26 protein-coding genes are annotated in these 25181 nt (G+C 65.5%); 11 read left to right on the top strand and 15 right to left on the bottom strand.

Translation table 11 applies throughout. The features are described 5' to 3' along the window. Window positions 1–343 precede the first annotated feature (343 nt). From nrdF to ACIA8C_RS06675, 6 genes are all read left to right on the top strand, one after another. On the top strand, window positions 344–1306 hold the full coding sequence (gene nrdF, locus ACIA8C_RS06700) for a class 1b ribonucleoside-diphosphate reductase subunit beta (protein WP_397131635.1): 963 nt from the start codon (window positions 344–346) through the stop codon (window positions 1304–1306). A 134-nt stretch (window positions 1307–1440) separates the two neighbouring features. Beyond that, complete coding sequence (locus tag ACIA8C_RS06695) at window positions 1441–1806, top strand: MerR family transcriptional regulator (RefSeq protein WP_397131633.1); 366 nt, start codon at window positions 1441–1443, stop codon at window positions 1804–1806. Between the two features lie 74 nt (window positions 1807–1880). Further along, window positions 1881–2525 (top strand): TIGR03619 family F420-dependent LLM class oxidoreductase, encoded by a 645-nt coding sequence (locus ACIA8C_RS06690; RefSeq protein WP_397131631.1) that lies wholly within the window; start codon window positions 1881–1883, stop codon window positions 2523–2525. 77 nt (window positions 2526–2602) lie between these two features. Then, a complete protein-coding gene (locus tag ACIA8C_RS06685) occupies window positions 2603–2731 on the top strand; it encodes a hypothetical protein (protein WP_397131629.1) in 129 nt (42 codons plus the stop codon). A gap of 876 nt (window positions 2732–3607) precedes the next feature. Further along, complete coding sequence (locus ACIA8C_RS06680) at window positions 3608–4522, top strand: helix-turn-helix domain-containing protein (protein ID WP_397131626.1); 915 nt, start codon at window positions 3608–3610, stop codon at window positions 4520–4522. 103 nt (window positions 4523–4625) lie between these two features. Then, a complete protein-coding gene (locus tag ACIA8C_RS06675) occupies window positions 4626–5078 on the top strand; it encodes a hypothetical protein (RefSeq protein ID WP_397131624.1) in 453 nt (150 codons plus the stop codon). A 57-nt stretch (window positions 5079–5135) separates the two neighbouring features. Here the strand turns inward: ACIA8C_RS06675 and ACIA8C_RS06670 are convergent, their stop codons facing one another. The 5 genes from ACIA8C_RS06670 to ACIA8C_RS06650 form a co-directional block, all read right to left on the bottom strand. Then, window positions 5136–5777 carry an FMN-binding negative transcriptional regulator gene (locus ACIA8C_RS06670; protein WP_397131622.1) on the bottom strand — a complete coding sequence of 214 codons (642 nt, stop codon included), beginning with the start codon at window positions 5775–5777 and terminating at the stop codon, window positions 5136–5138. Between the two features lie 87 nt (window positions 5778–5864). Then, complete coding sequence (locus ACIA8C_RS06665) at window positions 5865–6392, bottom strand: RICIN domain-containing protein (protein WP_397131620.1); 528 nt, start codon at window positions 6390–6392, stop codon at window positions 5865–5867. A gap of 142 nt (window positions 6393–6534) precedes the next feature. Next, window positions 6535–7611: a phospho-N-acetylmuramoyl-pentapeptide-transferase gene (mraY, locus tag ACIA8C_RS06660; protein ID WP_397131618.1), complete on the bottom strand. Its 1077-nt coding sequence runs from the start codon at window positions 7609–7611 to the stop codon at window positions 6535–6537. Window positions 7612–7830: 219 nt separating this feature from the next. Then, the gene (mgtE, locus tag ACIA8C_RS06655; protein ID WP_397131616.1) at window positions 7831–9189 is read right to left on the bottom strand and encodes a magnesium transporter; all 1359 of its coding nucleotides are present in this window, start codon (window positions 9187–9189) and stop codon (window positions 7831–7833) included. 387 nt (window positions 9190–9576) lie between these two features. Continuing rightward, complete coding sequence (locus ACIA8C_RS06650; protein WP_397131614.1) at window positions 9577–10167, bottom strand: DJ-1/PfpI family protein; 591 nt, start codon at window positions 10165–10167, stop codon at window positions 9577–9579. A 310-nt stretch (window positions 10168–10477) separates the two neighbouring features. On the opposite strand from ACIA8C_RS06650, the gene ACIA8C_RS06645 reads away from it, so the two are divergent. From ACIA8C_RS06645 to ACIA8C_RS06635, 3 genes are all read left to right on the top strand, one after another. Next, on the top strand, window positions 10478–11878 hold the full coding sequence (locus ACIA8C_RS06645; protein WP_397131612.1) for a glycosyltransferase: 1401 nt from the start codon (window positions 10478–10480) through the stop codon (window positions 11876–11878). A gap of 66 nt (window positions 11879–11944) precedes the next feature. After that, complete coding sequence (locus ACIA8C_RS06640) at window positions 11945–12694, top strand: class I SAM-dependent DNA methyltransferase (RefSeq protein ID WP_397131610.1); 750 nt, start codon at window positions 11945–11947, stop codon at window positions 12692–12694. A gap of 33 nt (window positions 12695–12727) precedes the next feature. Beyond that, entirely contained in the window at window positions 12728–13720 is a 993-nt protein-coding gene (locus tag ACIA8C_RS06635) for an LLM class F420-dependent oxidoreductase (protein WP_397131608.1), read from the top strand. A gap of 34 nt (window positions 13721–13754) precedes the next feature. Here the strand turns inward: ACIA8C_RS06635 and ACIA8C_RS06630 are convergent, their stop codons facing one another. The 5 genes from ACIA8C_RS06630 to ACIA8C_RS06610 form a co-directional block, all read right to left on the bottom strand. After that, the gene (locus tag ACIA8C_RS06630) at window positions 13755–14153 is read right to left on the bottom strand and encodes a VOC family protein (protein ID WP_397131606.1); all 399 of its coding nucleotides are present in this window, start codon (window positions 14151–14153) and stop codon (window positions 13755–13757) included. A gap of 172 nt (window positions 14154–14325) precedes the next feature. Beyond that, window positions 14326–16431 (bottom strand): class 1b ribonucleoside-diphosphate reductase subunit alpha, encoded by a 2106-nt coding sequence (gene nrdE, locus ACIA8C_RS06625; RefSeq protein ID WP_397131604.1) that lies wholly within the window; start codon window positions 16429–16431, stop codon window positions 14326–14328. A gap of 38 nt (window positions 16432–16469) precedes the next feature. Further along, window positions 16470–16964 carry a class Ib ribonucleoside-diphosphate reductase assembly flavoprotein NrdI gene (nrdI, locus tag ACIA8C_RS06620; RefSeq protein ID WP_397131601.1) on the bottom strand — a complete coding sequence of 165 codons (495 nt, stop codon included), beginning with the start codon at window positions 16962–16964 and terminating at the stop codon, window positions 16470–16472. 40 nt (window positions 16965–17004) lie between these two features. Beyond that, window positions 17005–17238, bottom strand: coding sequence for a glutaredoxin-like protein NrdH (nrdH, locus tag ACIA8C_RS06615; RefSeq protein ID WP_150407919.1), 234 nt, complete (start codon window positions 17236–17238; stop codon window positions 17005–17007). A 413-nt stretch (window positions 17239–17651) separates the two neighbouring features. Next, the gene (locus tag ACIA8C_RS06610) at window positions 17652–18221 is read right to left on the bottom strand and encodes an NAD(P)H-dependent oxidoreductase (protein ID WP_397131599.1); all 570 of its coding nucleotides are present in this window, start codon (window positions 18219–18221) and stop codon (window positions 17652–17654) included. Between the two features lie 141 nt (window positions 18222–18362). Between ACIA8C_RS06610 and ACIA8C_RS06605 the strand changes: the two genes are divergently transcribed. Both ACIA8C_RS06605 and nadE read left to right on the top strand, forming a co-directional pair. Continuing rightward, the gene (locus ACIA8C_RS06605; protein ID WP_397131824.1) at window positions 18363–18968 is read left to right on the top strand and encodes a TetR/AcrR family transcriptional regulator; all 606 of its coding nucleotides are present in this window, start codon (window positions 18363–18365) and stop codon (window positions 18966–18968) included. 22 nt (window positions 18969–18990) lie between these two features. Next, the gene (nadE, locus tag ACIA8C_RS06600) at window positions 18991–19818 is read left to right on the top strand and encodes an ammonia-dependent NAD(+) synthetase (protein WP_397131597.1); all 828 of its coding nucleotides are present in this window, start codon (window positions 18991–18993) and stop codon (window positions 19816–19818) included. A gap of 67 nt (window positions 19819–19885) precedes the next feature. Here nadE and ACIA8C_RS06595 read toward each other — a convergent pair whose 3' ends face one another. From ACIA8C_RS06595 to moaA, 5 genes are all read right to left on the bottom strand, one after another. Continuing rightward, window positions 19886–21391 carry a M28 family metallopeptidase gene (locus ACIA8C_RS06595; RefSeq protein WP_397131595.1) on the bottom strand — a complete coding sequence of 502 codons (1506 nt, stop codon included), beginning with the start codon at window positions 21389–21391 and terminating at the stop codon, window positions 19886–19888. A gap of 192 nt (window positions 21392–21583) precedes the next feature. Continuing rightward, window positions 21584–22813, bottom strand: a complete 1230-nt coding sequence (locus tag ACIA8C_RS06590) for an RNA polymerase sigma factor (RefSeq protein WP_397131593.1) — start codon at window positions 22811–22813, stop codon at window positions 21584–21586. A gap of 2 nt (window positions 22814–22815) precedes the next feature. Further along, window positions 22816–23523, bottom strand: a complete 708-nt coding sequence (locus ACIA8C_RS06585; RefSeq protein WP_397131591.1) for a YciI family protein — start codon at window positions 23521–23523, stop codon at window positions 22816–22818. 255 nt (window positions 23524–23778) lie between these two features. Further along, window positions 23779–24021 carry a MoaD/ThiS family protein gene (locus ACIA8C_RS06580; RefSeq protein WP_397131589.1) on the bottom strand — a complete coding sequence of 81 codons (243 nt, stop codon included), beginning with the start codon at window positions 24019–24021 and terminating at the stop codon, window positions 23779–23781. Next, window positions 24014–25072, bottom strand: a complete 1059-nt coding sequence (moaA, locus tag ACIA8C_RS06575; RefSeq protein ID WP_397131587.1) for a GTP 3',8-cyclase MoaA — start codon at window positions 25070–25072, stop codon at window positions 24014–24016. Before moaA ends, ACIA8C_RS06580 begins: the two co-directional genes overlap by 8 nt. Between the last annotated feature and the right edge of the window lie 109 nt (window positions 25073–25181).

Here is a 25181-nt window from a genome sequence, read left to right as displayed (position 1 = left end):
GATCGGCGGGCGGGTCACCGGGTCGTGACGACCCCCGATCCGGGCTGGGCAAACGCGCCGCGCGTCGTTCGTCCGGTGGTGCCCGCTCGCCGCGGGCCACGAGAGGTTCGCAAGCAAACAATGAGCGATCTCGCGCGGCGCGCCAGCACCGATGTGGCTGTTCGCGCGATCGTGACGCAGAATAGGGGCCGCACGCGATGGCTCCCGGCGTATCTCGCCTCGGTGACACGCATCGCAGCGACACAAGGTGTTGTGCTGCACGGACTTGTCACCCCCAAGGAGTAGTGTCCGAGGGAGAGAAAATCCGTCACGGCAGCGGGCTCGGGAAAGGTGTGGAGGCAGGATGAAACTGATCGATCGGGTATCGGCCATCAACTGGAATCGGGTGCCCGACGAAAAGGATGCCGAGGTCTGGGACCGGCTGACCGGCAACTTCTGGCTGCCGGAGAAGGTTCCGGTGTCCAACGACATCCCCTCGTGGGGCACGTTGACCGCCGACGAGAAGCAGCTCACCATGCGGGTCTTCACCGGCCTCACGCTGCTGGACACCATCCAGGGCACCGTGGGCGCGGTGAGCCTGATCCCGGACGCGCTCACCCCGCACGAGGAGGCGGTGTACACCAACATCGCGTTCATGGAGTCGGTGCACGCCAAGAGCTACAGCTCGATCTTCTCCACGCTGTGCTCCACGCGTGAGATCGACGACGCGTTCCGCTGGTCGGAGGAAAACCGCAACCTGCAGCGCAAAGCCGAGATCGTGCTGGACTACTACAACGGCGACGATCCGCTCAAGCGCAAGGTGGCCTCGACGCTGCTGGAGAGCTTCCTCTTCTACTCCGGCTTCTACCTGCCGATGTACTGGTCCTCGCGGGCCAAGCTCACCAACACCGCGGACCTGATCCGGCTCATCATCCGCGACGAGGCCGTGCACGGCTACTACATCGGCTACAAGTACCAGAAGGGCCTGGAACTGGTCAGCCAGGCCGAGCGCGAGGAACTGAAGAACTACACCTTCGAGCTGCTGTTCGAGCTGTACGACAACGAGGTCGAATACACCCAGGACCTCTACGACGAGGTCGGCCTCACCGAGGACGTCAAAAAGTTCCTGCGCTACAACGCGAACAAGGCGCTGATGAACCTCGGCTACGAGGGCCTGTTCCCGAAGGACGAGACCGAGGTGAATCCGGCCATCCTGTCGGCGCTTTCGCCGAACGCGGACGAGAACCACGACTTCTTCTCCGGGTCGGGTTCGAGCTACGTGATCGGCAAGGCCGTGAACACCGAAGACGAAGACTGGGAGTTCTGAGCGACTCACCCGGTGACAACGGCGGCGGATTCTTCCGCCGCCGTTTCGCGTCCCGGGATGGTGCACGGCGACGCTTGCGTTGACACCGGCGACAACGTTTAGCGTGGCCGTGACGGTCGCTCGGAGGAGGTCGGATGCTGATCGGTGAGCTGGCGCAACAGGCCGGAACGAGTACCCGCACCCTGCGGTACTACGAGCAGCACGGGCTGGTGCGGGCGCGGCGCTCCACCAACGGGTATCGCGTCTACGACGAGACGGAACTGCCGGTGGTCCGCAAGATTCGGACGCTGCTCGACGACGGTTTCGACCTCGACGACATCCGCCCGTTCGTCACCTGCCTGCGGGCGGGCAACAGCTCCGGTGATGGTTGCCCCGACTCGGTCGCGGTGCTGCGGCGCAAGCTCGACGAGGTGGACGACGCGCTCACCAGGCTGACCGCTTTGCAGACGGAACTCCGGCACCGGCTGGCCGGTGCCGAGCCTGCCTGGGAATTCGGGTAACCACCTGTCCGGCAACCGGTTTCGATAGACCGGTGGTGCGATCGTCGCTGCCCACGTCACCCGAGGAACGCTCGATGAAATTTGCGATCAGTTACAGCACACCGTATTACGGAGCAGACCCCGACCGGATCATCGCCTTCGCCAAGCACGCCGAAGCCTGTGGATTCGAAGGGCTGTATCTCCCGGACCACATCGCGTTGTATCCCGGCGCGAAGGTCGGCAATTTCGAGATGCCCGCCACCCTGCCCTATCCCGATCCGCTCGACTGCCTGAGCTTCGTCGCCGCGGCCACCGAACGGATCCTGCTCGGCACCGGCGTGCTGCTGCTGCCGTACCGGCACCCGGTGGTCTTGGCCAAACGCCTCGCGACCATCGATGTCCTGTCCCGCGGCCGCATGCGTTTGCTGACCGTGGGTCTCGGCACCTTGCCCGGCGAAGCAACCGCGACGGGAGTCGACTTCGCCACCCGCGGCCGACGAACCGACGAGGCGATCGATGTGCTGCGACTGCTGTGGTCGGGCGGCGCGGACGGTGTCAGCTTCGACGGCGAGTTCTTCGCCTTCGACGCACTGGTCAGTTTCCCGAAACCCCTTGGCGCGTCCCTGTTACCGATCCACATCGGCGGCTCCAGTCGCGCCGCCGCCCGAAGGGCCGGCCGGCGCGGCGACGGCTACTTCCCCGGCGGCATGCTCGCCCCCTCGAACGCGCCCACCAACTAGACCTCGCCAGAGCGGAAGCCGTTGCCGCAGAACGCGATCCGGCGGCACTGGAGTACACAAGGTGGGGGTCGATCGATATGCCCATTGAACGCGTCGAAGGCCTCGCGTCCGAGGGCGTTACCCGAATCGTCATCGGCAGCATCGACCCCGAGCACCTATTCGACGAAATGTCCCGCTTCGCTGAACGTTTCAACCTCACCAACTAACCGACCCCAACCAAACCAAGCGACAGATAGGTCAACTCCGCACACCAGCCCCTTCCTCCACATGCAACGCTCAAGTCCCAGCGTGCGGTCGTCCCGTTGAGGCACCTTCCGCAATCGAGGTGAGCCAAAAGGTCGTTCTCGCTCATCGACGTGAGTCAAAAGGTCGCTTTACAAGATCTTTTGGCGACCATTTGACTCACGTCGATGAGCGCTCTCGGCAGCGGGAGGTGAGGTCAGGACTTGCGGGCCTGTTTGTAGACGCTGACGGTCTGTGCGGCGCTGTGGCCAATCGAACTCGGCGATCGCCCGGGTCCGCGCCGAACTCGGCGGCCAGCGCAGGATCGCCGGCAACCTCGTTAATCGCCGCGCCCAACGCTCGCTCGTACTCCTCGGGCGTACTCGGTTCGTAGTGCACCAACCGTCCAGTGCCGCCGAGGTGTTCGGCCGTCGCGGCTCCAGCGAATGCGCGGTCAATACGTGTGGGATGCCGTACAGCGTGCCCCCGAGACCCGACACTCCCCTCCGAGTGCCGGGGCAGAGCACTGCCCGCGGCGGGCCAACTTCTCGTCGCCATTTCATGCCCTTGAAAACTTGCAAATAATCCTTTCCGATAAGGAATCGCCATTCTGGATTGTTCCTGTTGCGGTGCGGCAGTGGGTAATTCGGCAATTTCGTGCACAACCATTACAGTCAGCTGATTGTATGAGCACGGAGGCCGATTGGGGTCGGCTTTCACGCCACTACTGCAATATCGCAGCGAAACAGTGGAACATTCCAGAACTGAGCTCGCCAGCATTTCTGGAATGTTCCACGGTTGCTGCCACCTATGCGTTCCATTACTGACCACCTCTTCAGCAACCCTTCGGAGATGCAGCCATGACGACTGGTTCGACCCTTCCGCGCAGGCTACTGGCCCGCGAGCTCCGCAACGCCCGTGCGGCCGCGCGAATGAGCTCGGATGCCGCGCGGATTCAGATCGGTGTCAGCAAACAAACGTTCTGGCGCATGGAGAACGGGATCCCGACCCGGTTGAACCCGTTGTTCGTCAAGCGGTTATGCGAAATCTACGGGGTATCGGCCGAACTGACGCAGGTACTGCTGACGCTCGTCGAAGAGACGAAGGACAAAGGGTGGTGGCATGCGTTCGACGATGCGATCCCCAAGAGCTTCGAGCTGTTCCTCGGATTGGAAGAAGCGGCGCACCGTATTATTTCTTATCAGACAACGTTCCTGCCCGGAATGTTGCAAACCAACGAGTACCGCCGCGCAATGCTGTGGCTCGAGAACCCGAGCAGGCCGCAATCGAATGTCGAGACCACGATCGACATCGTGACCCTGCGACGGGCTCGCCTCTTCAGTGATGCCAATCCCCTGACGCTGGACGTTTTCATCGACGAGTCGGCGCTGCGCCGCTCGACCGGCGATTCGCGAGTCATGGCCGGCCAGTTGACGCATCTCGCCGAAACCGCACAGCGACCGAATGTTTCAGTGCGTGTGGTACCCACTTCGGCAGGCACCTATCAGGCTCTGACGTTCGGAACCTTCGTCCTGCTGGAGTTTCCCCCACATCCCGCCACGCAGCTGACAGAGCCACCGGTGGTCTACGTCCAAGGCTTCACCGACGATCTTTATTTGGAGCGTCCCGAGGAGATTGCGGCGTACCGATCCGCGCACACCGACCTCGAACGCCTGGCATTGACGGATGCCGACAGCCACGCTCTCATCCTCGATATCGCAAAGGAGTTCGGTGAGCACACACCGTCTGAAACCCGGTCTATCCGAGGCGATTAGGTGTCGATGTCGACAGATGTGAACCGATCAATTTTCGATGCAGTGGCGGCACGGGGAGAGGGCTCGACCTATGAACAACAGCGGTAAATCTTTGGAGGATCGTGTGTACGAGCTGGAACGGTGGCGCGATCAGCAAATCACGCGCGATACTGTCACAGTGACCGGATTCGAGGAGAAGTTCGACGCCGTCCACGCCGGCCTGGGTGAAATTCGGGCCAGCATCGGCGTTCTGGACAGCCGTATCGGCGATTTGGGCGGGCGCTCGGTGGCGTCCCGGTTGATTTCGATGAGTGTCGACATCGGCAACCTGTTGTCTCGGCAGGAGTCGATGGAGGCTCGACAGGATTCGATGGAGGCCCGGCAGAAGTCGATGGAGGCCCGGCAGAAGTCGATGGAGGCCCGGCAGGAGTCGATGGAGGCCCGGCTGGAGTCGATAGAGGCGCGGCAGAAGTCGATGGAGGCCCGGCTGGCGACGGTGGAGTCCGATGTCAGCGACATCAAGTCCGATGTGGCACAGATTTTGTACATTCTGCGGCAACCCAACGGCGACAAGTAGTTCGAAACAGAGTGCGAGACCCCTGCTGGAGGTGGGGGTCTCGCACCGTCGGTAGGTCTATGGGCGGCGGAAATCGCCGGGTACGTCCCCGATGTTCACACGCCGTACGGCGTCGGCGATGGGTTCGTGGCCGTCGGCGGTGAGCCCGGAGACCACGCCGTCGATGTCGGCGGCGGGGCGGTTCTGGCTGAGTTTGAACTTGGCTTCGATTCGGGTGATCGCGAGTTCTACGCCGACGATCGCGCGCAGTTGACCGGCGATGAACTTTGGTGGCGCGTCGTCGACGGACCATTGCTGCGGCCGCCCTGACTCGTGGTGTTCGGTCAGGTCGCGGACCAGTTGTTCGACCCAGGCCGGGTCGTCGTGCACGATGAGCTGTCCGTAGACGTGCGCGCTGATGTAGTTCCAGGTGGGGACCACCCGGCCGTGTTCGGCCTTGCTCGCGTACCAGGCCGGCGAGACGTACGCGTCCGGACCGCGCACGATGACCAGCGCCTCGCCGAGCACCGTGCGCCGCCACTGATCGTTGTTGCGGGCGAGGTGACCACGAAGCGTCCGCGCGCCGGAGTCGTAGACGAACGGCAGCATGGTGGCGACCATGCCGTCCGGTGTCGCGATGATCAGATCGGCGGCGCCGTGCTGGGCGAGCAGGTCGTCTACGGCCTGCTCATCGGCAGCGAAATGTGCGGGGACGTACATGCTTTCCAGCATTGTCTGCCGAATTGACGTTCACCAGTACCACTTCGTCGACTTTCGCCCGTGCCACTTCGGCGGCACTACCGCTGGTCAGTGTCCGACTACTACCAGCACGAACTGCTGGGTCGGGTTGTTCTGAGCAGGGCGGCTCACTACGCCGTAGTCCTTCTCGGCGTATTCATGGGCATCCACGTAGCGATTGTTGGAAGCCTGCTGAATGGTGTACTTGCCTGCGCCGATGGAATTGATGTGCCACACCTGGGTGGGGTTGTTCTGGGCGGGGCGGGTGACCAGGTGATAGTCGAGGGACTCGATCTCGTGGGCGTCGAGGTAGCGATGGCTGCTCACTTGCTGCACGGTGCCGGTCCCGGTACCGCTCTGATCCCAGTGGATGCGCCACTGCTGGCTGGCGTCGCCCTGCTTCGGCCGGGTGACGACGTTGTAGTCGTGCGAGCCGTCGGCCCACGCGTCCAGGTAGCGGCCACTGGACACCTGCTGGATCGTGACGATGTCGTCCGGCTGCGCGGCGTTCGCGGTGGCGGGAACAGCGACAATGCCTGCGACGGTGACAGTTCCGAAGAACAGTCCCGCGGCGGCGCGGCTGATGAAGTGTGTCAAGGTCGGATCCCTCTGGTGAAAGTTGTTGCGTTGCTTGCCTGAACCAATGTTCGAGCAAACGCGACCACGCCAAAAGGCACCCTTGGGAGGTAGCTGGGCCGCAACGGGGTGCGGAAATCACCCCCGAGGGTGGTACCTCCGGTCAGCCGATGGCAGCTAGGTATTCGCCGTAGAAGAGCATCAGGCCGACGGCAGAGGCGATGCCTGCCAGCAACCAGAAGCGGATGATGACGGTGGTTTCGGCCCAGTTGCTGAGTTCGAAATGATGGTGGAAGGGGGCCAGTTTGAAGAGTCGGTTGCCGGTAGTGCGGAAGACGACGATCTGGAGCAGGACGGAGAGGATCTCGGCGAAGAACAGCGCGCCGACTACCGCGGTGAGCAGTTCGGTGCGGGTGGTGATGGACAGGCCGGCGAGCATTCCGCCGAGGGCAAGCGAGCCGGTGTCACCCATGAATATCTTGGCCGGTGCCGCGTTCCACCACAGGAATCCCATGCAGGCGCCCGCTCCGGCAGCGCAGACCACAGCGAGGTCGAGCGGATCGCGCACGTTGTAGCACCCGGCGTTCGGGGTGGCCGCGCAGGAATTGGTGTACTGCCAGAAGGTGATGATCACATAGGCGCCGAGCGCGAAGCTCATCGATCCGGCGGCGAGCCCGTCGAGGCCGTCGGTGATGTTCGCCGCGTTGGACCAGGCCACCACCAGGAAACTGACCACGAGCAGGAACCCGACCAGCCCGAACGACACGGTCTCCACATCACGCACGTAGGACATGTGCCGACTGCCCGGCGTCAGCCCCGTGCTATCCGGAAACCGCAACGCGAGCACCCCGAAGACGACCGCGGCGGCAAGCTGGCCGATGTACTTGCCGGTCGCGGTCAACCCTAGGTTGCGTCGCTTGTGGATCTTGATGAAGTCGTCGAGGAAACCCACCACACCAAGCGCGGTGGCCAAGCCGAGCACCAGCAGCCCCGACACGGAAATCCCCTCCGCATCGTGGCGGATGCCGATCAGGTGCGCGCCGAGATACCCCGCCCACATACCGATCAGGATCGCGATGCCACCCATCTGCGGCGTGCCGCGCTTGGCCTGGTGGCTGGCCGGTCCCTCGGCCCGGATTTCCTGCCCGATCTTCAACCTCGTCATCACCTTGATCAGCAAGGGTGTCAAGGTGATCGAGACCGCCAGCGCGATCATCGCCGAGTACAAAATCAGTCTCATGCGCCCCTCATGCGGCCGTCAACGGAAAAGTCGAGTAATTGAAACATCAACGCACGGGCACCTTTTCACTGCCCGGCCTGGTCGATACCCGACGCACGCTCGTGCCGCTGCCGTCCACCGAACCCGCCATCGTCCCTCGCGAATCGCTCCGACGTTAGCAAGCCGAACGGATCCATGCGGACTCCTGAAGCTGGGCTAAACGCGGCGGACGGTCGCGGCTCAGATACCGAGGACCAGCTTGGCGGTGGTGAAGTAGATGATCAGGCCGGTGGCGTCGACGAGGGTGGTGACCATGGGCGCGGACACCACCGCGGGGTCGATGCGCAGCTTCTTGGCGAGCAACGGCATGGTGCCGCCGATGGTCGCGGCCCAGCCACAGATCAGCACCAGGGTGATGCCGACGACCACCGCGACGCGCGGGCCGACGAACAGCCCGCCGATCACCAATCCCGCTGCGGCGAGCATGGATCCGAGCACCAGACCGACCCGGCATTCGCGCCAGATCACCTTGAAAAGGTCGGTCACCCGTACCTCGCCGACGGCGAGCGCGCGCACGCAGGAGGTGGCGGCCTGCGCGCCCGCGTTGCCGCCCGCGCCGATGAGCAGCGGAATGAACAGCGCGAGGTGCGCGGCCTGCTGCAGCGTGCCCTCGAACATGTCGGTGACGCTGACGGTGAGCGTCGCGGCGAACAGCAACAGCAGCAACCACATCGCGCGATAGCGGGCCAGCTGGAACACGCCCGCGGCCATGTAGTGGCCCTCCCACGGCGCCGAGCCGGCCTGCCTGGCCACGTCCTCGCTGTCCGCGGCCTCGATGACCTCGACGGCGTCGTCGATGGTGAGCAGGCCGACGAGCCGATTCTCGCTGTCCACCACGGGCATGTTGAGGTCGTTGGTCTCGCGCATCAGCCGAGCCGCCTTCTCGGCGGAATCGGTGGCGCGTGCGCAGGCCGGTTCGGTGACGACCAGTTCGGCGATCATCGTGTCCGGCTTGCTGAGCACCAGCTCGCGCAGTTCGACGATGCCGGTCAGTCGCCTGCCCGCGTCGACGACGGGCAGCGTGTAGACGGTTTCGGCGGTGGCGCCCTTGGCACGCACCATGGTCAGCGCCTCGGCGACGGTCAGGTTCTGGGGCAGCGCGACGACCTCTGGGGTCATGTACTGGCCCGCGGAACCCTCCGGGTAGCCGAGCAGCGCGGCGGTCATCCGCCGCTCGCGCGGGCTCAGCCCGGCGAGCACCTTCTTGGCGACCTTCGCGGGCGCCTCCCGCAGCATGCGGGCGCGGTCGTCGGGCGCCATGCCCTCGATCAGGTCGCGGAAGCTCTGATCCCGCAGGCCCTGCAGGATCTGCTGCTGGTCGACCGGTTCGAGCTCTTCGAAGACGGCCAGCGCCAGGTCCTTGTCGAGCAGCCGGAACGCCATCCCGGCCTGGACGGCGTCCATCCGGGCGAGCTGGTCGGCGATGACGTGCGGCGGGCGGTTGTCGAGCCAGGCGAGTGCGGCGTCGACGCGGTGGCTGTCGGCGATGTCCTGCAGTGATTCGGACAGCGTCGGACGTACTTCGATGATCTGCGACATGGGATGTCCTCAGCAAATACGCGTGAGTGAATGGGAGCGCGAGAATTCACACCGCGGGCGCCCGCCCCAACCGTCGCTGACTACTCAGGAGTGCGAAGGGGCGACGCCGCGCGGCCTTCGACTGGGAGGTTCGCTGCGCATGCAACCCCACCTCCTTCTCGTCGCTGCCGCAGACCCGACTCGCCTGCACCATCAGTGAAACGTTGATCGGATGCGAAAGCATCCTTGTGCAGGATACAGGCAATCGGTTGAAGTGTTGACCATGAACGATCACGCTGGTCAGTCGACCAGCGTGGCTGCGACAGCCGCTAGCTATCCGTCATTTCCGTCTAAGCATGACTCGGACAGCCGTTTCGAGGCGAGCGAATTCTTTTCCCGCGCAACGGGTCAGATCGGCGGCATCGGGTCGTACTGGATGAGGCGGCGCACTTCTTCGGCGCGCTCGGCGCTTGCCAGCCGTCGCACCAGGTGCAGCGCCATGTCGATGCCCGCGGAGACACCCGCCGAGGTGATGATGTCGCCGTCGTCGACATATCGCTGCTCGGCGTCGACCTTGATGGTGGGGTCCAGTTCGGCCAGCCGATCGAGTGACTTCCAGTGCGTGGTCGCCGGTCGCCCGGCCAGCAGGCCCGCCGATGCGAGCACCAGCGAGCCGGTGCACACGCTGGTGATCAGCGGTGTCGTCGCGCGTTGCGCGCGGGTCCAGGTCAGCATCGCTTCGTCGTCGATCATCGGCCGGGTGCCCCTGCCGCCGGGGAAGATCAGCACGTCGCGGCGCGGCGCGGTGTCGAACGAGTACTCCGCCTCGATCGTCAGGCCCTTCGCGCACTTGATCGGCCCGCCGTCCATGGCGAACGTGAACGCCGTGTAGCCGTCGTCGGGGTAGTACTGCGTCCAGAAGGCGAGCACCTCCCACGGGCCGACCGCGTCGAGTTCTTCCACCCCGGGGAACAGCAGCAGACCGATGGTGCGCGTCATACCTCTCCTCACGCCTGACGTACTCGCGGGCTGGAGTCTCGTATAGACGGTAACGGTCCGTGCGAGCGGCGACCCATGGCATCTGACAACTAACCGTTTGCCATGCAAGCCGGTAAGGCGCTCGAGGCTTTCTCATACTTCAAGTTTGGTTCCCACCCCGCCGACCGACCAGTCATCACGGCTCCGCCATGAAAGCCACTGCTATCACGCCTTATGGCAAGCCATATCGTCTACCTCACCCCAAATTCGCGGCCCATAACGTTATCGCCGGACAGGTGACGTACCTGTTAGCTACAAGTTAGCCTGTTGCATGACCAAAATACTGGCATTCACCTCACCGGCACAAGGACACCTGTATCCGATCGCGCCGGTCCTGGCGGAGCTGGTATCGCGCGGCCACGACGTGACCGTGCTGACGCTGCCCGGCAGCGGGCAGGCCTTGGAGCCGTTCGGCATCACGGTCCGCGAACTGCCGCCGGTGCTCGCGCGCGACACCCTCGACGACTGGGCGACCACCTCGCGGATCGCGACCCTGCGCGCGACGCTCCGCGCGCTGATCGCCCGCATCCCGGACGAAATCCAGGCCTTGCGCAGCGCGATCATCGCCGAACGGCCGGACGCGCTGCTGATCGACATCACCGCGCCCGGTGCCCAAATCCTCGCCGCGGCCAGCGGACTGCCCTGGGCGTCGTGGGCACCGGCGCTGCTGCCGATCCCCTCCCGTGACGTGCCGCCCTTCGGCCCAGGACTGCGGCCGCGCACCGACCTGCTCGGCCGAACCCGCGACAGGAGCCTGCGCTGGTTCCTCGATCGCCGCTGGAACGAGGTGCTGCCGCAGCTCAATCACATGCGCCAGTACTACGGGCTCGACCTGCTCGACAACACCGTCGACTACTTGCGGCAGCCGCCGCTGCTGCTCAACTTCACCGCACCACCGTTCGACGATCCGCGCGGTGACTGGCCGCCGTCGGTCCAGCAGATCGGGCCGGGCCTGTGGGCGCCGGACGCCGAACCGCCCGGGTGGCTGGACGAGATCGATCGGCCGCTGGCGTTGGTGACCTGTTCGACCGAGTTCCAGGACGACGGCAAGCTCGCGCAGGCCGCGATGGACGCGCTGGCCGACAGCGGCCTGTACACGGTCGTCACCTCGGGGGCGATCGACCCGGGGACGTTCACGGTCCCGCCGAACGCGCGGGTCGAGCGGTTCGTGCCGCATCAGCTGCTCCTGGACCGGACCGCCGTCGTCGTCTCGCACGGCGGCATGGGGATCACCCAAAAGGCCTTGGCCGCAGGCGTTCCGGTGTGCGTGGTGCCGTTCGGCCGCGGCCAGTCCGAGGTCGCGCGGCGCGTGGTCAGCAACGAGGCGGGCAGCTGGGTGTCCGCGAAGCGACTCACCGCCGCCACCCTGCGTGCCGGTATCGACAACGCGATGGCCTGCCGCACGGGTGCGGGCGCGGTAGCCGCCGGATTCGCCGCGGCGGGTGGCACGCTGCGCGGCGCCGAGCTGCTGGAACGGCATTTCGCCGGACATCCGATCGGGCACGCGGCCAAGACCGGTGCCACGCCGATCCATAGTTCGCATCCCTATCCGACCAATGAGGTCGCGCCGGAGATCACCCCGGGCGAGCCGGACCCGATCGTCCTCCCGCCCAACGACTCGCCGCCCACCGATGACCGCTATTGGACGACCTGGCAACGCCGCGATCGCTGACCTATTCGGCCGGGCACGCCGGAAAAGCGTGTGCACCATAGGAGTTCGGCGCGGTACCGTCCGGCGATGAACGACTATTTCGGCGAGCGCGTAGCGGCCAGGTACGACGAGTCGTACGCGGAACTGTTCGAGCCGGAGGTCGTCGGACCGATGGTCGAGCTGCTCGTCCGGCTCGCGGACGGTGGCCGGGCCTTGGAGCTCGGCATCGGCACCGGCCGCGTCGCCTTACCGCTGGCGCGCCGCGGCGTCCCGGTGCACGGCATCGACCTGTCGCCCGCGATGGTCACTCGGCTACGCGCCAAACCCGATAGCGCCGCGATCGGCGTGACGATCGGCGACTTCGCGACGACCCGGGTGAACGGCCCGTTCTCCGTCGCCTACCTGGTCTTCAACACCATCATGAATCTGACGACCCAGGCCGAACAGGTCGCCTGTTTCGCCAACGTCGCCACCCATCTCGAACCGGGCGGCTGCTTCATCATCGAGGTCGGCGTGCCCGACCTGCGTAGCCTGCCGCCCGGCCAGACCATGGTCCCGTTGCACGACGGCCCCACCAGCTGGGCATTCGACCGCTACGACGTCGCCACCCAGCAGATGAGCTCGAACTATCTCGAGATCGTCGACGGCCGAGGGGAATACCGATCGATCCCGTTCCGCTACGTGTGGCCCGCCGAGCTCGACCTGATGGCCCAGCTCGCCGGGCTACGGCTGCGCGATCGCTGGAGTGGTTGGGCGGGCGAGCCGTTCACCAGTGAGAGCCGCAAGCACGTCTCGCTCTGGGAAAAGCCCATGATCGGCCCATCACGGGATGATTGACTAGGTTTGAGGCAACCAACGAAGGAGAAATCTGTGCGCTTCGGCATCTTCATCCCACAGGGCTGGCGGCTCGACCTGGTCGGCATCGACCCGGCGGACCAGTGGCGGGTGATGCGGGATCTCGCGCAACGCGCGGATGCCAGTGACACCTGGGAGTCCCTGTGGGTGTACGACCACTTCCACACCATTCCGGTGCCGACCGAGGAGGCCACGCACGAGGCGTGGACCCTCATGTCGGCGTTCGCGGCGTCCACCTCGCGGATCCGGCTCGGGCAGATGTGCACCGCGATGAGCTACCGCAATCCGGCATATCTGGCGAAGGTCGCGGCCACCGTCGACCTGATCTCCGGCGGCCGGGTCGAGATGGGTATCGGCGGCGGCTGGTACGAACACGAATGGCGCGCATACGGTTACGGCTTCCCAGGCGCTGGCGAGCGGCTCGGCCGGTTGGACGAGGGCGTGCAGATCTTCCGCCAGGCGTGGACCACCGGTAAGGCCACCCTGGACGGCAAGCACTACCAGGTCGACGAGGCCATCGTGCGGCCACTTCCGTTGCAGGACGGCGGGATTCCGGTGTGGATCGCGGGCGGCGGCGAGAAGAAGACGCTGAGGATCGCGGCGAAGTACGCCCAGTACACCAACTTCAGCGGCGCGCCGGACGAATTCGCGGCGAAGTCCGAAATCCTGCGCGCGCACTGCGCCGACGTCGGCACCGATTTCGACGCCATCGTGCGCTCCTCGAACTTCAACGCGGTGATCGCATCCACCGAAGCCGAAGTCGAAGAACGACTTGCCGAGGTCCAGGCCAAACTGGCCTCGGTGATCGGCGACGATCAGGCAAAAACCTTCGTCGACAACATGTTCCGCCCCTCCGCTGCGGTCGGCACCCCGGAACAGATCATCGAACGCCTCACCCCCCTCCGCGACCTCGGCCTCGGCTACGCCATCTTCAACTTCCCCGAATCCGCCTACGACACCTCCGGCATCGAACTCTTCGAGCGCGAGGTAGCGCCCGCACTGGCCTAGCTCGCGCTAGGCCTCGGCCATCAGGTCCGGACGGTCAGCCCTCGGCGCGGCGCTGTTGACGGAGCGAGATCCGGTTGCCGTCCGGATCTACCGCTTCGACCCGGACGCCGAACGGATAGTCCTCCGGTTGTGGCTGCGTGAACGTCACGCCTCGTTCCCGAAGCACCTCGAAATCCCTTCTCAGGTCATCGAATTCGAGAATCAGCGGACCGGGAGCCACCTCCGCTTCTCGCACGACCGGCTGTCCTGCAGACGGCGCATGCGACCACAAGATGATCTCGACCGGACTGCTGGGAACGCCGACGGTGAGGAACCGCCCATCGGGTCCGGTGACATCGATACGCTTCTCCATTCCGAGCGCCTCCGTATAGAACGCCAGCGCCCGGTCTTGATCGGTCACATAGATCGTCGCGTACATGATGTTCGTCAGCATCGCTGTTCTCCACTCCCATTGTCGCCCAGACGACCTCGGACATATTTGGTCGTCGTCGGTATGACGGATGCCGACGCGAGAAGGTAACAGTGGGACAAACGGGGTCCGGAAACACGAAAACCTCAGTGCGGCCATCGCACTGAGGTTTTCGCGGTAAAGACCTAGGTGATCCCTACAGCATGCAGGAGACGCAACCCTCGACTTCGGTTCCCTCCAGCGCCATTTGGCGCAGGCGGATGTAGTAGAGGGTTTTGATGCCCTTGCGCCAGGCGTAGATCTGGGCGCGGTTGAGGTCGCGAGTGGAGGCGGTGTCCTTGAAGAACAGCGTCAGCGACAGGCCCTGGTCGACGTGCTGGGTGGCGGCGGCGTAGGTGTCGATGATCTTTTCGTAGCCGATTTCGTAGGCGTCGTCGTAGTACTCGAGGTTGTCGTTGTCCAGGTAAGGGGCCGGGTAGTAGACGCGGCCGATCTTGCCTTCCTTGCGGATCTCGATCTTCGACGCCACCGGGTGGATGGAGCTGGTGGAGTGGTTGATGTAGGAGATCGAACCGGTCGGCGGGACGGCCTGCAGGTTCTGGTTGTAGATGCCGTGCTCCATGACCGAGGCCTTGAGCTCGCGCCAGTCGTCCTGGGTCGGGATCCGCACCTCGGCTTCGGCGAAGATCTGCGCCACCCGTTCGGTTTTCGGCTCCCACGCCTGCTCGGTGTACTTGTCGAAGTACTCACCGCTGGCGTACTTGGACTCGGGGAAGCCACCGAAGTAGCTGCCGCGCTCCTTGGCGATCAGGTTCGACGCCCGAATCGCGTGGTAGACCACGGTGTAGAAGTACATGTTGGTGAAGTCGATGCCCTCTTCGGACCCGTAGTGCACCCGCTCGCGGGCCAGGTATCCGTGCAGGTTCATCTGGCCGAGGCCGATCGCGTGCGACTCGTTGTTGCCCTGCTCGATCGACGGCACCGAGTAGATGTGCGTCTGATCGGAGACGGCGGTGAGCGCCCGGATGGACGTCTCGATGGTCTGCGCGAAGTCGGGTGAGTCCATCGCCTTGGCGATGTTGAGCGACCCGAGGTTGCACGAGATGTCCTTGCCGACCTTGGCGTAGGACAGGTCGTCGTTGAAGATCGACGGCGTCGACACCTGCAGGATCTCCGAGCACAGGTTCGAGTGGGTGATCTTGCCCGCGATCGGGTTGGCCCGGTTCACCGTGTCCTCGAACATGATGTAGGGGTAACCGGACTCGAACTGCAACTCGGCGATGGTCTGGAAGAACTCACGCGCCTTGATCTTCGACTTGCGGATCCGCTTGTCGTCGACCATCTCGTAGTACTTCTCGGTGACGTCGATGTCGGCGAACGGCTTGCCGTAGATGCGTTCCACGTCGTACGGCGAGAACAGGTACATGTCCTCGTTCTTCTTCGCCAGCTCGAAGGTGATGTCGGGGATCACCACGCCGAGCGAGAGCGTCTTGATGCGGATCTTCTCGTCCGCGTTCTCCCGCTTGGTGTCGAGGAACCGGTAGATGTCCGGGTGGTGCGCGTGCAGGTACACCGCGCCCGCGCCCTGTCGCGCGCCGAGCTGGTTGGCGTAGGAGAACGAGTCCTCCAGCAGCTTCATGATCGGGATGACGCCCGAGCTCTGGTTCTCGATCTGCTTGATCGGCGCGCCGTGCTCGCGAATGTTGCTGAGCAGCAGCGCGACCCCGCCGCCGCGCTTGGACAGCTGCAGCGCGGAGTTGATGGAGCGCCCGATGGACTCCATGTTGTCCTCGATGCGCAGCAGGAAGCAGGACACCGGCTCGCCGCGCTGCTTCTTGCCCGAGTTAAGGAAGGTCGGGGTGGCGGGCTGGAAGCGGCCGTCGATGATCTCGTCGACCAGCTTGCCCGCGAGCACCTCGTCGCCGGCGGCGAGGGTGAGCGCGACCATGCAGACGCGATCCTCGAACCGCTCCAGGTAGCGCTTGCCGTCGAAGGTCTTGAGCGTGTACGAGGTGTAGTACTTGAACGCGCCGAGGAAGGTGGGGAACCGGAACTTCTTGGCGTAGGCCTGCTGGAACAGCTGCTTGATGAAGCCGCGGCTGTACTGCTCGAGCACCTCGGGCTCGTAGTACTTCTCGTCGACCAGGTAGTCCAGCTTCTCGTCCAGGTTGTGGAAGAAGACGGTGTTCTGGTTGACGTGCTGCAGGAAGTACTGGTGCGCGGCCTCACGGTCCTTGTCGAACTGGATCTCACCGTTCGGGCCGTACAGGTTCAGCATCGCGTTGAGGGCGTGGTAGTCCATGACCTCGCCGGCCTCCGCACCGCGGCCCGATGGCTGCTCTAAGCGAGCCGTTTTTCCGGCCGGTGCTGTCGTTGTTGTTGCCAAAACAATCCCAATCCCTCTCGGACGCGCTCGACGTCCTCGGCGGTTCCCATGAGTTCGAAGCGATACAGGTACGGCACCCCGCATTTACGCGAGATCAGGTCTCCCGCATAGCAGTAGGTATCGCCGAAGTTCGTGTTTCCCGCCGCGACCACCCCGCGCAGCAGAGCACGGTTGTGCGGATCGTTGAGGAACTTGGCGACTTGCCGCGGCACGAAATCCTTGTCGGATCTGTTCCCACCCAGGACGTGCCGACCGCCCCCGTAAGTAGGGACGATCAGCACGAAGGGTTCGTCGACGCGCAGCGAATCGGCGGTGTGCAGTGGAATGCGAGTTGCCGGGAGACCCAGCTTCTCGACGAAGCGATGCGTGTTCTCCGAGGCGCTGGAGAAGTAGACGAGCGCGGCTGGAGCGTAGCCCGCGGAGTGACCGTAAATGCTGTCTTCGGACACGGTCACCCTCTCCTCCCGGAGGAACGAAAAGCGGAAGCGGTCAGGCCGCCACGGTGGCGAGCGACTTGATGCGGTCGGGACGGAAGCCGGACCAGTGGTCCTCACCGGCCACCACGACCGGCGCCTGCAGGTAGCCGAGGGCCATGACGTAGTCACGTGCCTCGTCGTTCTCGGAGATGTCGATCACCTCGTAGTCCACCCCGACCTTGTCGAGGGCCTTGTAGGTGGCATTGCACTGGACGCAAGCGGGCTTGGTGTACACGGTGACGGTCATTGGTATCCCTCTTCTCCTTGTGCCTGATCCACAGCCTGTGATCCGTATGCCGATCGTTCGAGCGACCTAGCGATGCACGTTCCGACCTTGCTGCGCAAACTCCTGGATCTGGACTCGAATCCCCTGCTCAGCCCCTTCGGGCTGGTGCTCGCAGAGCGGGGTGCCTTGCCGTCTTCCAGTACCGAAGACACTACACCTAGTGGCCGACAGATTCATCCAACACGACATGTTGCGAGTCACATTGATGAAATTCTAAGGCGGTAAGTACCTGGACGCTCGATTCGCAACCCGACACGACCGTGGTGCAGATCACAATTTCGTACCGCAGCAGATTTCCAGCAAACTCCCAGATCAGACGACGAGGGTCACCTCCAGCACACGGAGATGACCCTCGGGAAGACCGGACGTGAAGCTTACACGGCGGCGTATTCGCCCCGAGTGGCCTGGACCAGCTCGTGCACGGTGGCGGCCAGTTCGGTGAGCGCCTCGGCATCCTCGCGCGGGTGCGTCGTGGCGAACCGCGCACCGATCGTGGCGAAGTGCAGGTGGGCGGATTCCACCACGCGCGCGCCTGCCACACCGAGCGATTTGACCGCGTCGCCATGTGCCCATTGCGCGGCGTTCGGGCTGATCGACGCGCTGACCACGGCGGTCGGCTTGGCCTTGATGGCGCCCGCGCCGTACGGACGGGAGGCCCAGTCGATGGCGTTCTTCAACACGCCGGGCAGGGTGCCGTTGTATTCGGGGGTCACCACGAGCAGGCCGTCGGCGGCGGCGACAGCGTCGCGCAGGGCTTGCGCCGCGACGGGTACCGCGCCCTCGACATCGAGGTCTTCGTTGTAGAAAGGAATATCGGCGAGGCCTTCATAGATGGCGACCTCGACGCCTTCGGGAGCCGTCTGCACGGCGGTCTCGGCAAGCTGCCGGTTGATCGAGGCGGCACGAAGGCTGCCAACGAGAGCGAGGATGCGGGTCTGGCTCATGACAACTCCTGGTGTACTGAATGTGGTGTCCGAACTTTCATTGATGACTAACCGGACCGTGGTCCGATTACTTCCCGCGGAGAATGCGTGCCTGCTGTGAGCTACCCCACATCGGATCCGCCCGTGCCAGGGGCGCGTCCGCTGCTCGGCATCGGACCGCCCGAACCAGGCACGGCCGGACCGCCCGAACGCGCCGACGCGGCACGCAACCGGCAGCTGCTGCTGGACGCCGCGCAACAGCTGGTACGCGAGCAAGGCGTCGACAGCCTCACCATGGACGCGCTGGCCAAGCGGGCCGGGGTCGGCAAGGGCACGGTCTTCCGGCGGTTCGGCAACCGGTCCGGATTGCTGATGGCATTGCTGGACCACTCCGAGCGCAAGACGCAGGAGGCGTTCATGTTCGGGCCGCCGCCGCTTGGGCCCGGCGCGGCGCCGGTAGAGCGGCTCGTCGCGTTCGGTCGCGCCCGACTGCTCGATATCGATGTGGAGGGCGAGCTGTATCGCGCCGCGGAGGTCGGCAGCGCGGCCGATCGATACTCGGGTGCGCCGTACATGTTGCTCAAGGCGCACGTGTCGATGTTGCTGCGGCAGGCGAGCATGCCCGGCGACATTCCGTTGGTCGCCGACAGTCTGCTCGGCGCGCTCAGCGCCGCGCTCGTCATGCATCAGATGCGCGCACTTGGCTACAGCCGCGATCAGATCGGGGACAATTGGGAAGCGGTCGTTCGACGCGTTGTCTCGGCGTGAATGAACAGTAAAGTGGGCTGCCATGCGGAACCTGCGCGAACAGATCATCACCGAGTTGGGCGTTCAACCGAGCATCGAGCCGAAGGACGAGGTCCGGCGCCGGATCGATTTCCTGAAGGACTATCTGAACGCCACTCCCGCAAAGGGTTTCGTGCTCGGCATCAGCGGCGGCCAGGACAGCTCGCTGACCGGCCGATTGTGCCAGCTGGCCGCGGCAGAGCTGCGGGCGGACGGGGCGGACGCCACGTTCATCGCCGTGCGCCTGCCCTATGGCGTGCAGTCCGACGAGGCCGACGCGCGAGCCGCGCTGCGCTTCATCCAGCCGGATAAGACGGTGTCGGTGAATGTGCGGCCGAGCGCCAACGCGACCGCGGGCGAGGTGGCCTCCGCGCTGAAGATCGACAAGCTCCGGGATTTCGTGCGCGGCAATATCAAAGCGCGCGAGCGCATGGTGATCCAGTACGCGCTCGCCGGTCAGGAGAACATGCTCGTGGTCGGCACCGACCACGCGGCGGAGGCGGTCACCGGCTTCTTCACCAAATACGGCGACGGCGGCGTCGATCTCACCCCGCTGACCGGCCTCACCAAGCATCAGGGTGCGGCACTGCTGCGGGAATTGGGTGCGCCGGAAAATCTTTGGTCGAAAGTACCGACCGCTGATCTGGAAGACGACCGGCCGTCGCTGCCTGATGAGGAAGCGCTCGGCCTGACCTACCGCGAAATCGACGACTACCTCGAGGGTAAGGACGTCACGCCCGAGGTGGCCGAGCGGATCGAATCGATCTACCTCAACACGCGGCACAAGCGGGCCCTTCCGGTAACACCACTCGACACCTGGTGGCGCGACTGACCTCGGGTGCGGGCGGGCACGTGCCCGCCCGCACCCCGGTGGTCGCTATTGCCGACCGCTCACGTCGCTACTCGTGTGCTGGGCTTTCCGCGGTGCGGGCAGTGCCGGGCGGGTCATCGCTGGCGGCATAGGTCTGCATCGCATTGGCGATCGCGCCGGTGTTGTCGGTCAATGCCTTGTCACTGAGGTTGGTGATGGTGTCGCAGGCCCGGTGATAGCAGGAGTCGTAGGGGCGGCCCGCCTGGCCGCCGAACCACTGCTGTTCCTGGCTGGTCTTGATGCCCTCGGCGCCGGTGAACAAGCCGCCGACCGCGATTCCGGCCCGCATGAATGCGCCGTAGTCCGAGCGGCCGTCGAGCGCCGCGCGGTTGTGCCGCAGGCCCTTGGCGTCGAAGTAGCGGTTGAAGTCCTGCTCGATCTGGGCGGAACCGGCCGGGCCCTGGCTGCCGTTGTAGATCTTGTAGGCGTAGTTCGGCGAGCCGATCATGTCGAAATTGAGGTAGAGCTCGAGCTTGTCGCGGTTGGCCGCGGACAGATTCGCCACGTAGTACTTGGAGCCGACCAGGCCGAGTTCCTCGGCGCCCCACCAAGCGAAGCGGACCTTGTTCTTCGGTGTGGTCGTTGCCATCTGCAAGGCGACCTCGAGCAGACCCGCGCTGCCGGAACCGTTGTCGTTGATGCCCGGCCCGGCGCGCACCGAGTCCAGGTGTGCCCCGGCCATCACGACCTTGTCCGGGTTGCCCTGCGCAGACTCCGCCAGGATGTTGTAGGTGGTGGCGGGCAGCGCCTCGGTGTCGGTCTCGAGCCGGACGACCGTATTCGCTGTGGCCGCAAGGTCTTTGCCGACGGCGAAGCTGGTGGCGACCACCGGCACGGTGATGCCGGTCTCGTCGAGCGGCTCGGCGAAAGTGTCGGTGCGGCCGGGCTGGCCCTCATTGCAGATGATCACCCCGGAAGCCCCGGCGGCCTGGGCGTTTCGGGCCTTGTCGGCGGACGTGCAGGTGCCGCGCTGCAGCAGCGCGATATTCCCGCGGGTGAACCCGGCGAAGTCCGCGGCCTCGCAGCCGGAAGTGGAGGCGTTCGCCGACGAGCCGGGCGACAACGTGAGATCGACGCCCTGAACCGTCGCCTTCGTCTTGCCCGAGCCCGAATAGGTCAACGTGGCGAAGTCGCCGAGCTGGCTACGGTCCGGTGGGGTGGCCTTATAAGCCGTGTGAGCGGACGAGACCCGCTCCAAGACCGCCGTCGTCCGTTCCCGGAAGGACTGGAAGGTGAACGGCTGCAAGGTGACCTGGTAGCCCACGCGACGTAGTTCGCCGGCCACATAGTCGCGGGAGGCGTCGTAGCCTGCGGTGCCCGCGGCGCGGGTGCGGCCGTTGGCATTGGCGATCGACTGGAACTTTTCCAGGTGCTGCTTGACGGCGGGCGCCTTGATCGAGTCGGCCGGTCGGCCCGGCGGCGGACTGGGGTCGGCATACGCGGACCCCGCGATGGCCAGGGATAGCGCGAGGGGCAGCGCGGCGGCGGTCGCGATGACACGACCGGCGGTGGCACTGCGGAAGATTCGGGGCATAGTCAGCTCCTCCAAGGGACGGATAAATCCCGATGGATCGGAGGTTAAAGTGGTGTGTCGCCCAGATGAAACCCCAGTTGTTGTGGGGAAATGCGTTGCCGGGGTTGGCAATCCGCCCGCACACTCAGCGGTTCCGGCCACCGAATCAGCGGGCAGCCGATCGCCACAACGAGATTCGGCGCGGCACCTCGACTACTCCGTCGTCACCTCCTCGATGCGGCGGCACAGGAAGCGGCGGACCTGCTCGTTGGACGTGCGGTCCAGCGCGATGCGGTAGTGCGTGGCGGCTTCCGGGTAGCGGCCGGCCCGCCTGAGCAGGTCGGCGCGGGTCGCGGCGACGAGATGCGCACCGGCCAAGCGCGGATGGTCGGCGATCTCGTCGAGGGCGGCGAGGCCGCTGGCGAAGCCGCGCAAGAACCCGACGGCGATCGCGCGATTCACCAGGATGACGGGCGAGTCGGAATAGGCGCGCAGTTCGTCGTAACCGGAAACTATTGCGGCCCAGTCCGTTTGCTCCCAGGTGGGCGCGATCGCATGGGCGCCTGCGATCCGCGCCTGCGCGAGGTACGGGCCGGTGCCCGCAGCGGCGGCCGAGATCAGGCAGCGCAGACCCGCATCGATCTGCACCCGATTCCACTCGGCGCGATCCTGCTCTTCGATCGGCACCAATTCGCCTTCCGCACTTCGCCGTTGGGTGCGACGACTGTCGTTGAGCAGCATCAGTGCCAGTAATGATCGCGCCTCCGGCGCGTCGGGCAGCAGCGCGCACAACAACTTGCCGAGCCGAATTGCCTCGTCGCACAGCTCATCCCGGACCGCGGTCGGACCAGAGGTGGCGAAGTAGCCCTCGGTGAAGACCAAATAGATACATGCCAGCACCGCGGGGAGCCGCTCCGGCAACAGCGGCGCCGGCGGCACCCGCAGCGGAATACCCGCCTGGCGGATCTTCGCCTTCGCTCGGGTAAGACGTTGGGCCACTGTATGTTCCGGTTGCAGAAAGGCCCTGGCGATCTCCGACGTCCGTAACCCGCACACCAACCGGAGCGTCAGCGCGACCTGGGACTCCGGCGACAATGCCGGATGGCAGCAGGTGAAGATCATCCGCAGTTGGTCGTCCGCTACCGGCGACATGTCGATCTCCTCGCTCGGCCCGGTCAGCAGGACGGCGTCCTGCTCCTTTCCGCCCCTGGCAGACTCGCGCCGCAGCCGATCCAGTGCGCGATTGCGCGCCGCGGTGGTGATCCAGGCCCCCGGGTTCGCAGGCATGCCGCGGTCCGGCCAGCTGCGCAACGCGTCGGCGAACGCCTCCTGCACCGCGTCCTCGGCCAGCCCGAGGTCGCCGATCATCCTGGCGACCGTGGCCAGGGCCCGGCCGAATTCGGCGCGATAGATGCCGTCGAACGCGATGGCCGGGCCCGGCACGGTCAGAAACCGAGGTCGACGATGCGCCGAAGCTCCGAACGTCCCTGCGGGCCCCGCGGGATCTGGGCCGCGATCTCGGTCGCCTCGGCCGGGCTCGCCGCCGTGAAAACGTAGAGCCCGTCGACCACCTCGGCGCCCTCGGTGAACGGCCCGTCGGTGAGCAGCAACTGTCCGTCCTGCACGCGCACCATGGTCGCGGTGTCCGGCGGCTGCAACGCCCCGCCGCCACGGATAGCATCGCCGACCTTCTCCGCGAACTGCCCGTGTTCCGCCGCCATCGCGGCCCACTCCGGACTTTCCGGCGCGAGCAAGTTGGCCGGCGACTCCCACAGCAGCGCGAGCCACCAGTCCGCGCCGGGCACGCCGGGCGGCGCCCACATCGCCATCGGGCGCACTTCGATCGTGCCGTTCTCGGCCGCCGGAATCCGGCGGGCCAGCTGGATGGCCTCGTCCAGATCCTGCGCGTCGAACACGTAATAACCGGTGACCACCTCGGCCTGCTCAGTGAACGGCCCGTCGGTGACCAACGTCTGATCGCCGCCGCGCCGGACATTGATCGCGGTGGCCGCCGGGAACAGCGCCGCGCCGCCCGAGATCGCCGCGCCGGCCGCCGCCTGGAAGGCCGCGTACCGCTCGACCCCCGCCTTGAACTCCGGACTCTCCGGCGCCGGAGTCTGCCCGCTGCCCACAATCGTCGCCAAGTAATGCATGGTCGCCAACCTTCCTCGAATGGAAGAGCCCGTCACCCTTCCCTACCTGGACGACGAACAACACACGGCGTTATCCACATCGCCGCGAAATTATTTCTACTCCGGTTTCGCGTGCTCGCGACGCAGCAGTTCGGTGGTCATCGCGTGGATCATGTCCCGTCGGCCTCCTCGAGCGGCGAAAGGCGGTGGCGCGCCGATGCTAACCCGCTTGCCCCGACTGGGCGAGAAACCTAGGGCCAACTCGCCAGCGTCGACTCAGCCGCCCGCGAACGGCGGCAACACGTCCACCCGTGGCGTCAACGCCGTGTGCGGGTCGCGGGTGAGCTCGTCGCCGACGAGGTAAGCACACACCGACAGCATCTTGTCCAGGCCCGGGCCGTACGAGGCGGACAGCGACGAGCGCAGGTCGGCGACGGTGGCGCCGACCGGCAGGTCGAGGGTCTCGCGGTCCTTGCCGACGGCGTCGGCGATGGCGGCGAAGTAGCGGATCTCAACCACCGATGGCTCCCATCGTGCGTTCCGGCGGGACGAAGCCCTCGATGTCGATGCCGTGGCCCGCCCACTTGTTCCACATCGCGCCGCGCCACAGCGTGGCCAGTTCGGCGTCGTCGGCGCCGGAGCGCAGCACCTGACGCAGGTCGTATTCCTGGTCGCTGAACAGGCAGGAGCGCAGCATGCCGTCGGCGGTCAGGCGGGTGCGGTCGCAGGTGTCGCAGAACTTGCGGGTGACCGAGGCGATGATGCCGACGGTCGCGGGGCCGCCGTCGACCAGCCATTTCTCGGCCGGGGCCGAGGGATCGTCACGGCCTGCCGCGGTGAGCCGGAAGCGGGTGCCGAGCACGTCGAGCAGTTCGGCGGCGGTGACCATATTGGCGCGGGCCCATTCGTGGTCGGCGTCGAGCGGCATCTCCTCGATGAACCGCAGCGAGCACGCCTCGTCCAGGCACCACTGCAGCAGATCCGCCGCACCGGACAGGGTTTCGCGCATGAGGACGGCGTTCACCTTGACCGGGGCCAGTCCGGCGTCGCGGGCGGCGCGAATGCCTGCCAGCGCCGAGTCGAGCCGGTCGCGCCGGGTCAGCTCGGCGTATCCGGCCCGGTCCACGGTGTCCAGCGAAACGTTCACCCGGCTCAGCCCGGCGGCGGCGAGCGCCTTGGCGCGATGCTGGAGTCCGACGCCGTTGGTGGTCATCGCCAACGGCGTATCCGGCACCTGTTCATGACAGCCCGCGATGATCTGTTCGAGATCGCGCCGCATCAACGGCTCGCCGCCGGTGAACCGGACCTCCGCCACCCCGAGCTCGCGCACCGCCAGCGTCACCAGGCGCACGATTTCCGCGGCGGTGAGCAGTTCATGGTGCGGTATCGCGGGCAGCCCCTCCTCGGGCATGCAGTACGTGCAGCGCAACGAGCACTTCTCGGTGATGGAGACGCGCAAATCGCGAGCCACGCGCCCGAATCGGTCGAGCAGCAATGGTGTGTCGGGGCGTCCGTCGAGCGAGGGACGCCCGGAACGCACGGCAGGAATCCCCATCTCGACCAGAGTCACCTACCCATTATGACCTTCGTCCGTCGTTGGTCAGTCGCGGAAGGTACGGAATAGTGCGCCGCGGGCACCGCGAGATTGTGAGGTTCACACAAGCCAGACGCCCGATTGA

The sequence above is a fragment of the Nocardia sp. NPDC051321 genome (assembly GCF_044455225.1).
Classification (GTDB): Bacteria; Actinomycetota; Actinomycetes; order Mycobacteriales; family Mycobacteriaceae; genus Nocardia.
This window is presented reverse-complemented; position numbering and strand designations above follow the sequence as displayed.